The organism is Enterobacter cloacae complex sp. IR5459 (genome assembly GCF_049238005.1).
GTDB lineage: Bacteria > Pseudomonadota > Gammaproteobacteria > Enterobacterales > Enterobacteriaceae > Enterobacter > Enterobacter hormaechei_C.
In genome coordinates, this window is record NZ_JBMKIG010000043.1 from 1 (window position 1) to 3,211 (window position 3,211).

The window sequence follows — 3,211 nt, forward strand, 5'->3', positions numbered from 1 at the left end:
TGTAGGGCTTATTATGCACGCTTAAAAATAATAAAAGCAGACTTGACCTGATAGTTTGGCTGTGAGCAATTATGTGCTTAGTGCATCTAACGCCGCCATAAACGGCGACAGGGTGGCGCGCCTATTGCGCATAAAATGGCGAAGCCATGCGCAACAGGCGCGGAATCTCTGGCGTCCGGTTTGATGGCTTTGTTATGCAAAGGACTAGTCTTCAATGACGTGTAAACCACGGCGCTTTAAGTCCTCCAACGAATCCAACATTCCCCTTATTAATTCAACAGGATGCCCCTCCCAGTCTTCAACAACGCCAACAATTCTCAAGGGTTCGCAGGTTCTATAGGACTGTGTTGGATTACCGGGAAATCTTTTGTTCGTAAGATTCGGATCGTCTTCGAACGGTCCTGTTGGCTCAACTATGTATATGTAGCCGCGACCCTCGAGGCCAGACAGTGACATAGCAAGTTCAGCTCCCCAAACTGCTGGCTCCATCAAGGCTGAAAAGTAGATGTGCTTAAGAATACGACCGTCCTCGAAATGAGAGATGAACCCTGTGGTTAGCAAGTCACCAATCGCCAAATTGGCTTTGGTTCCATGATAGAACGGTCCTTGCACCTGCTTGTAATTATCATGAGAGATGGGAATCCAATCTTTTACCATTTTAAGCCCCTTAATTGTTGGGATTTGGCTGCATAACGCCTGAAATAAGCCGTGCCGCGAAGCGGCATCGGCTTGATTGAATTGTTAGACGGCAAACTCGAGCCAATACTTGTGCAGGCCAACAATATTAGACGAGCACAGCATGGGCATTGCCGCTTTGATCTTCTCCAGTGACCAATTCCACCACTCCATCTCCAGAAGCAATGAAATTTCCTCATCGGTGAAGCGTTTCTTAATCTTCTTAGCGGGATTGCCGCCAACGATAGCGTAAGGCTCCACATCTTTTGTCACCAACGAGCGGCTGCCTATCACCGCACCGTGCCCGATCTTGATTCCGGGCATGACCATTGCCTCAGAGCCGATCCAAACGTCATTGCCAATGACAGTATTACCTGCTTTTTGGAAGGCATCGAGTGCGCTTGAGAATGCAGGTTCTTCCTGCATATAAAAGAACGGGAAAGATGATGCCCAGTCGTACCGATGCCCCTGATTGCCAGCCATGATAAAGGAAGCCCCACTCCCGATAGAGCAGAAACTACCGATGATCAACTTATCAACGTCATCACGGTCCGGAAACAGATACCGTGCGCAGTCATCGAATGAGTGCCCATGATAGTAGCCAGAGTAATAGCTGTACCGCCCAACTTTGATATTGGGGTTCTTCACTTGCTCAGAAAGCAGCTTGCCTTTGAAGGGGCTATCAAAGTAGTTGGTCATAAGAGATCCCGCGGTCTGTGACTTTGCCGTCTAACGTTTGAAATAAGGGGCGCCGAGCGCCAGCGAGGGGAGCCAAAAGCTTGCTTTTGGCCGTCCCGACTTGATTGAAGGGTTGGGCGATTTTGCCATTAGATTTTTTATAAATTTAGTGTGTTTAGAATGGTGATCGCATTTTTCTTGGCTTTTATGCTTGATGTTAAATTCGACCCCAAGTTTCCTGTAAGTGCGGACACAAAAACATATTTATGTCCTGATTTGCTTATAATAAACCCTTCAAACCATCCGTTTTGTAAGGTTCTATTTGCTGTGAATCCTGCACCAGTTTTCCCATACAGTTTTGTACTATTATCCAGATCTTGTAGATACATGTTCTCTATGGTGTTTTCTATGGCTGAGTTTTTAACTGGGAGATTGTGATTAATAATTTTACGCAGGAATTGAATTTGTTCTTCTGGTGAAATTTTTAAGCTACTTTCGAGCCATGCTTCTGTTAATCCGTTGTTTCTTTCTTTATCTCCAGAGAAGTCTTGATTTCCATAATCAAAATCTTTGAGATAATTCTTGATTTTATTTAATCCAATTTTTTGGGTTATTTCTTGCGAAACCCAAACAACAGAAAATTGCATCCACGTCTTTGGTGTATGATTGCTGTTCCAGATCTCCATTCCTTTGGGGGTTTTATCCCATTTGAATATGGTTTTCTGATCTATTATTTCCGCATCAAATGCCATAAGTGATAATGCGATCTTGAAAGTTGAATCTGGTGCCATTTGCGTTGCACACTTTGCTTTATTGAATTGAGCAATTTCAGCGTTTGTGGATGCATCGTAAAGTAAAAAACAACCTTCAGTTCCTTCAAATAATGGAGATGCAACAGTAGAGATATCTGTTGATGCACTGGCGCTGCTGTAGATAATATTTGCAATTATTAAAAAAATAGCGAAGTTGATATGTATTGTGTTTTTCATAATAAGTATTGGTTTGGTAAAGGGCTTAATTTTAACGGCTAACAATTAATGAGGCTCCGGGTTCGCCCAACGTTTGACATGAGGGGCGGCCAAGGGCGCCAGCCCTTGGACGTCCCCCTCGATGGAAGGGTTAGGCATCACTGCGTGTTCGCTCGAATGCCTGGCGTGTTTGAACCATGTACACGGCTGGACCATATGGGGTGGTTACGGTACCTTGCCTCTCAAACCCCGCTTTCTCGTAGCATCGGATCGCTCGCAAGTTGCTCGGCGACGGGTCCGTTTGGATCTTGGTGACCTCGGGATCATTGAACAGCAACTCAACCAGAGCTCGAACCAGCTTGGTTCCCAAGCCTTTGCCCAGTTGTGATGCATTCGCCAGTAACTGGTCTATTCCGCGTACTCCTGGATCGGTTTCTTCTTCCCACCGTCCGTCCCCGCTTCCAAGAGCAACGTACGACTGGGCATACCCAATCGGCTCTCCATTCAGCATTGCAATGTATGGAGTGACGGACTCTTGCGCTAAAACGCTTGGCAAGTACTGTTCCTGTACGTCAGCAAGTGTCGGGCGTGCTTCTTCTCCGCCCCACCACTCGACGATATGAGATCGATTTAGCCACTCATAGAGCATCGCAAGGTCATGCTCAGTCATGAGGCGCAGTGTGACGGAATCGTTGCTGTTGGTCACGATGCTGTACTTTGTGATGCCTAACTTTGTTTTTGCGTTGCTCATGATGTCTAACTCCCAATTTGTGTAGGGCTTATTATGCACGCTTAAAGGCACTGTTGCAAAGTTAGCGATGAGGCAGCCTTTTGTCTTATTCAAAGGCCTTACATTTCAAAAACTCTGCTTACCAGGCGCATTTCGCCCA

Annotated in this window: 4 protein-coding genes; all 4 read right to left on the reverse strand. The window is 45.9% G+C overall.

Translation table 11 applies throughout. The annotated features are described in order from the left end of the window. Nucleotides 1-204: 204 nt before the first annotated feature. Entirely contained in the window at nt 205-657 is a 453-nt protein-coding gene (locus tag ACOTX4_RS25625; protein ID WP_001749986.1) for an NAD(+)--rifampin ADP-ribosyltransferase Arr-3, read from the reverse strand. An 84-nt stretch (nt 658-741) separates the two neighbouring features. After that, nucleotides 742-1,374, reverse strand: a complete 633-nt coding sequence (locus tag ACOTX4_RS25630) for a type B-3 chloramphenicol O-acetyltransferase CatB3 (RefSeq protein ID WP_000186237.1) — start codon at nt 1,372-1,374, stop codon at nt 742-744. A gap of 137 nt (nt 1,375-1,511) precedes the next feature. Continuing rightward, nucleotides 1,512-2,342 (reverse strand): oxacillin-hydrolyzing class D beta-lactamase OXA-1, encoded by an 831-nt coding sequence (locus ACOTX4_RS25635; protein WP_001334766.1) that lies wholly within the window; start codon nt 2,340-2,342, stop codon nt 1,512-1,514. Nucleotides 2,343-2,472: 130 nt separating this feature from the next. After that, nucleotides 2,473-3,027 carry a fluoroquinolone-acetylating aminoglycoside 6'-N-acetyltransferase AAC(6')-Ib-cr5 gene (locus ACOTX4_RS25640; protein ID WP_063840321.1) on the reverse strand — a complete coding sequence of 185 codons (555 nt, stop codon included), beginning with the start codon at nt 3,025-3,027 and terminating at the stop codon, nt 2,473-2,475. Between the last annotated feature and the right edge of the window lie 184 nt (nt 3,028-3,211).